This is a genomic window from Polaromonas sp. P1_G4 (assembly GCF_056405475.1).
In genome coordinates this window covers 1-4,936 of the sequence record NZ_JBFUCA010000321.1, presented here as the reverse complement: position 1 = coordinate 4,936, position 4,936 = coordinate 1, and the positions used below count along the sequence as shown (strand labels likewise).

Annotated in this window: 7 protein-coding genes; 3 read left to right on the top strand and 4 right to left on the bottom strand. The window is 59.3% G+C overall.

All coding sequences use genetic code 11. The features are described from left to right. From AC1D1X_RS15570 to AC1D1X_RS15555, 4 genes are all read right to left on the bottom strand, one after another. A partial coding sequence (locus AC1D1X_RS15570) for a non-canonical purine NTP pyrophosphatase (protein ID WP_477698600.1) occupies window positions 1–159 on the bottom strand: 159 nt, incomplete at its 3' end. Between the two features lie 46 nt (window positions 160–205). Beyond that, entirely contained in the window at window positions 206–934 is a 729-nt protein-coding gene (gene rph / locus AC1D1X_RS15565; protein WP_477668270.1) for a ribonuclease PH, read from the bottom strand. Between the two features lie 130 nt (window positions 935–1,064). Next, on the bottom strand, window positions 1,065–1,967 hold the full coding sequence (locus AC1D1X_RS15560) for a PP2C family protein-serine/threonine phosphatase (protein WP_457282179.1): 903 nt from the start codon (window positions 1,965–1,967) through the stop codon (window positions 1,065–1,067). Continuing rightward, window positions 1,964–2,971 (bottom strand): serine/threonine protein kinase, encoded by a 1,008-nt coding sequence (locus tag AC1D1X_RS15555; protein ID WP_477698599.1) that lies wholly within the window; start codon window positions 2,969–2,971, stop codon window positions 1,964–1,966. The genes AC1D1X_RS15560 and AC1D1X_RS15555 overlap by 4 nt, the downstream gene beginning before the upstream one ends. Window positions 2,972–3,041: 70 nt before the next feature. Between AC1D1X_RS15555 and AC1D1X_RS15550 the strand changes: the two genes are divergently transcribed. Genes AC1D1X_RS15550 through rpoZ form a run of 3 tightly spaced genes read left to right on the top strand, consistent with a single transcriptional unit; the run spans window position 3,042 to window position 4,869 of the window. Next, window positions 3,042–3,959: a YicC/YloC family endoribonuclease gene (locus AC1D1X_RS15550; RefSeq protein ID WP_477668271.1), complete on the top strand. Its 918-nt coding sequence runs from the start codon at window positions 3,042–3,044 to the stop codon at window positions 3,957–3,959. Between the two features lie 43 nt (window positions 3,960–4,002). Next, window positions 4,003–4,623, top strand: coding sequence for a guanylate kinase (gmk, locus tag AC1D1X_RS15545; protein ID WP_477651217.1), 621 nt, complete (start codon window positions 4,003–4,005; stop codon window positions 4,621–4,623). Between the two features lie 42 nt (window positions 4,624–4,665). After that, the gene (rpoZ, locus tag AC1D1X_RS15540) at window positions 4,666–4,869 is read left to right on the top strand and encodes a DNA-directed RNA polymerase subunit omega (protein WP_011482283.1); all 204 of its coding nucleotides are present in this window, start codon (window positions 4,666–4,668) and stop codon (window positions 4,867–4,869) included. Window positions 4,870–4,936 lie beyond the last annotated feature (67 nt).

Sequence of the window (4,936 nt, the reverse complement as noted above, 5' to 3'; positions counted from 1 at the left end):
GGCTTTGGCAAGTGCGTTTTCCACAAAGGTGCGAAAGGGCTCGTCAGCCTCCGGCAGGCCCAGCTCGGCCTGGCTGACCAGCGTCAGGCCCAGGGGAAGGAGCATGGCCTTGAGCTCGGCGAGTTTGCCCTGGTTGTTCGACGCAAGTACGATTTTCATAAGCAAAAAATGGCTCCAGGCCAATAGGGGTCTGCGCGAGCAGCTATTAATTTGATAGCGACTGTTTCTGCATGCCGACCAGTTCGACGATGCCTTTTTCGGCCAGAACCAGCAGCGCGTCCATTTCCTTGCGCGAGAACGCCGCACCTTCGGCGGTGCCCTGCACTTCCACGTAGTTGCCGGCGCCGGTCATGACGACATTCATGTCGGTGTCGCAGGCGGAGTCTTCGGTGTATTCCAGGTCCAGCAGGGGCGTACCCCGCACGATGCCGACCGAAATTGCCGCGACGTGGTCGATGATGGGGGTTTGCTGGAGCTTGCCGCTGGCCAGCAGGGTATTAACGGCGTCCTGCGCAGCCACAAAAGCGCCGGTGATGCTGGCGGTGCGGGTGCCGCCGTCAGCCTGAATCACGTCGCAATCAAGATGGATGGTGCGCTCGCCGAGTTTCTTCAAGTCAAACACCGCCCGCATCGACCGGCCGATGAGGCGCTGGATTTCCTGGGTGCGGCCGCTTTGCTTGCCGCGGGCGGCTTCGCGGTCTCCGCGGGTGTGCGTGGCGCGGGGCAGCATGCCGTATTCGGCGGTGACCCAGCCTTCGCCGCTGCCCTTTTTGTGGCCGGGCACTTTTTCTTCAACGGAGGCGGTGCAGAGCACCTTGGTGCCGCCGAACTCGATGAGCACCGAGCCTTCGGCGTAGGCCGTGTAGTGGCGGGTGATGCGCACGGGGCGCAGGGCGTCGGCCGCACGCGCGCCGCTTCGTTCAAACTGACTCATGGTGGATGGCTTTCTGGCAAGGCGCCGGATTGAATGGCGGAATTGAGGGGGAACGGAATTGGAATGGAGCGGAAACGGGAGAGGCAAGCGGCGCCGAAGGCGCAGCCACCGAAACGGCTAACCCGGGGTATCAGGCTTTTCTTGCGGCTGAGCGGCGAATGGCTTCGTTGATTTCAGCGATGGAGCGTTCAATGGTCGCTTCGTCAAGGTCGTCCACCACGGTATCCAGCACGCCGGCCTGGATGGTCGAGGCGAAAACGCCGTCCATGATGCTGTCGGTAGACACCCCCCGGGTGGATTCGAAGGCGTCAGGCGTTTCCCACTCCATGGCCAGCACGGTGACGTTGTCGCTGTGTTCGCCGCCGGTACGCAAGGCATTTTCAACCAGGTCGGGGACGGCATCCGAAACCCCTTTGCCGGCCAGCTGGCGGACAATTTCCTCGTCACTCAGGCTGCCCCAGAGACCGTCGGAGCAGAGCAGCAGCTTGTCGCCCTGCTGCAGGGTCACGGGCCCGGCAACGTCAAAAACAGGTTTTGTAGGAGAACCGAGGCAGGTGAACAGGATGTTGCGGTTGATGCGTTCGAGCTTGATGACGCCGGCGCTCTGCTGCTCCAGGTAGGAGTGGTCGCGGGTACGTGTCAGCAGTTCGCCGTCTCGCACCACATACAGGCGTGAATCGCCGCAATGGACCCAAGTGGCTCCGGTGCCCTGCAAAATCGCCGCGACCAGCGTGGTGCGGGGCGTGTCGAGCATGCCTTTTTCGCTGGCGTAGCGAATGATCTGGTGGTGCGCCGCCATCAGCGCGGTGGAAAGAAATTCGGTGGTGTCTTCAATGACAGGGCGCGCTTCTTTCTGGTACAGCGCGGAAATGGTCTGCAGCGCAAGCTGCGCCGCCACTTCGCCTTCAGGATGGCCGCCCATGCCGTCTGCCAGCACAAACAGGCCCGACTCTCGCGTGTAGCAATAGCCCATCCGGTCTTCATTCTTCTCGCGCCCGCCTTTTCGGCTTACCTGAAAGACTGAGAATTTCATTTGAATTTAGTCGCGTAGCCAGTGGCCTTGCGCGCTGTTTTTTTCGTGTCAGACACCATATTGTCAAACTGAAGGCGAACCTTTTCGCTGACGGTGAGTTTGGTGTAACGACGCTCACCTTCCCTGCTCAATTCTTTTTGCAATGCAAATACCGACTGCGGCCGTGACAAGGGGTCAAGGGACATGCACCACTCTACAACTTCAATCAGGTTGTCGGAATACACGCCACGCAAACGGGACAGGGCTAGCGACAAACGGTCTTTTTCAAGGCGCTGCGGCGCGTCATTGGGGGGGTAGCCCTGCATGGTGGCGTAAATGCAGGCACCGATCGCATAGATATYGGTCCAGGGACCCATGGAGGAGTCCCTGCGGTACATCTCGGGGGCAGCAAAGCCCGGGGTGTACATGGGGCGGATGAAGTTGCCTTCCTTGCTCAGCACCTCTCGGGCTGCGCCGAAGTCGATCATGACGGCACGGTTATCGTCGGTAATGAAGATGTTGGCGGGCTTGATGTCCAGGTGGAGCATCTTGTGCTGGTGCACGATGCGCAATCCCCGAAGGATTTCGTCGAAAAGCGAACGGATGGTCGACTCGCGGAAAACCTTCTGCTTTTTCAGCTCACGGGCCGTGATGATGAAATCCTGCAGGGTTCCGCCCTCCAGGTAATTCATGACCATGTAAACGGTCTCGTTTTCACGGAAGAAATTCAGCACACTGACCACGGAGCCGTGTGAAATCTGGGCCAGCGAACGGCCTTCTTCGAAGAAACTTTTGAGTCCCAGACGATACAGCGAGAGCTTTTCAGCCTGGACCTGCGGAAGCAATTCCCCCGGGGCCCGGCCAGCCAGGGACGACGGCAGGTACTCCTTGATGGCGACCTGCTGGCCCTCGTTGTCGACGGCCAAGTAAACTACGCCAAAGCCACCGGCTGAAAGCTTTCGCACAACACGATAGCCACCAATCACGGTGTCGGGCGGCAATGGTGCGGGCTTGACCTTTGACATAATTTGGGATGAGCCAGAATGACTTGGTCAGTCTGGGTCTTGTTCTCTCTCTAGTAAAGCGTATTTTTAAATGTCAGTTTACAGCATGACGGGTTATGCAGCCGTGCAATCGAGCATGGCGCAATCCGCCCCGGAAACTGAATCGGGCGCGGATGCCAGCTCCCGTCTGGGCGTCGAAATACGCTCCGTCAACAGCCGGTTTCTTGATTTGGCGTTTCGCCTGCCCGACGAATTGAGGCAGGCCGAGCCCGCATTGCGCGAATTGCTCACCGGCAAGCTCAAGCGCGGCAAGGTAGAAGTGCGGGTTTCGCTGGAAAGTACCTCGGCCGGCACCCTGCGCGCGCCATCTTCGGCAACCTTGCAACGGCTCGGATCGCTGGAGGACAGCATCAAATCCTGGCTGCCGCAGGCACCCGCACTCAGCGTGGCAGATATTCTGCGGATCGCCACCAATGAGGACAAAAAACCACATGACTACAGCGATGAGCTGCTCAAGCTGGCCAAAAAGGCCTTGAAAGAGCTGATGGCGGCCCGCGAACGCGAAGGCGCCCGGCTGGCCGACATGCTGCTTGACCGCACGGGACAGCTGCGTGCGCTAGCAGCGCTGGCGGTACCCATGGTGCCCAAACTGGTTGAGCAACAGAAAACCCGCTTCCTGGAACGCTGGAAAGAAGCCATGGCGCTGTCGGACGGCGCCACGCTGCCGGAAGTTGCACAGGACCGGGCGCTGACAGAGGCCACAGCCTTTGCCATCCGCATTGACGTCGCGGAAGAAATCACCCGCCTCTCCTCGCACCTGGATGAAATTGACCGCCTTCTGGCAAACGGCGGGGAACTGGGCAAGCGCCTGGATTTCCTGATCCAGGAGCTGCACCGCGAAGCCAATACACTGGGCTCCAAATCGGCRTCCCTCGAGCTGACACGCATTTCTGTCGACATGAAAGTGCTGATAGAGCAGATCCGTGAGCAGGTCCAGAACGTCGAATAGCCCCGCCCCTAGCCTAAAACACCGAAATCACCGCCCAGGACGCATGGACTACCCCGGAAACCTCTTTGTTGTAGCCGCCCCCAGCGGGGCCGGCAAATCCAGCCTGGTCAAAGCCCTTCTTGAACTGGATTCACGCATCCAGCCCGCAGTGTCACACACCACACGCCCTCCGCGCGGCCAGGAAAAGCACGGCAGGGAGTACTTTTTTCTCTCGCCCGAGGACTTTGACGGCATGGTGCTGCGCGACTCCTTCCTGGAATGGGCACATGTACACGGCCACCGCTACGGCACCTCGCGGCAGACCATTGAGGAGCGAATCGCCACCGGCGCCGACGTGATTCTGGAAATAGACTTTCAGGGCGCGATCAACATCAAACGGATTTTTGCCAATGCGGTGCTGATTTTCATACTCCCGCCAAGCTGGGAAGAGTTGCGCTCGCGCCTGCAGCGGCGTGGCGAAGACAGTGCCGAAGTCATCGAATTGCGGCTCAAAAACGCGGCCACCGAGATGGCCCAGGCCCGGGAATTCGACTTCGTTATAATTAACGAGTTATTTGAGCGGGCAGTTTTCGACCTGAAAACCATTGTGCATGCCCAACGGCTCAAGTTTTCGGCCCAGCGGCGAGCCCGCGCCGAAACCTTCCAGGCCCTTCAAATTCCCTGATTTCACCCGCTTTCCCCGTTATCGATCACACCGGAGATCACCATGGCCCGCATTACCGTTGAAGACTGCCTCGAAAAAATCCCGAACCGCTTCCAGCTGGTTCTGGCTGCCACCTACCGTGCACGCATGCTCAGCCAGGGGCATGCCGCCAAGATTGAAAGCAAGAACAAGCCTGGCGTCACCGCCCTGCGCGAGATCGCAGAAGGCAAGATTGGCCTCGAAATGCTGAAAAAAGTGCCCTCCTGAGTCAAATCCGGCACCGAAAAAAAGCACCGCAATGCGGTGCTTTTTGCATTTATGGCCTCATAAAGTC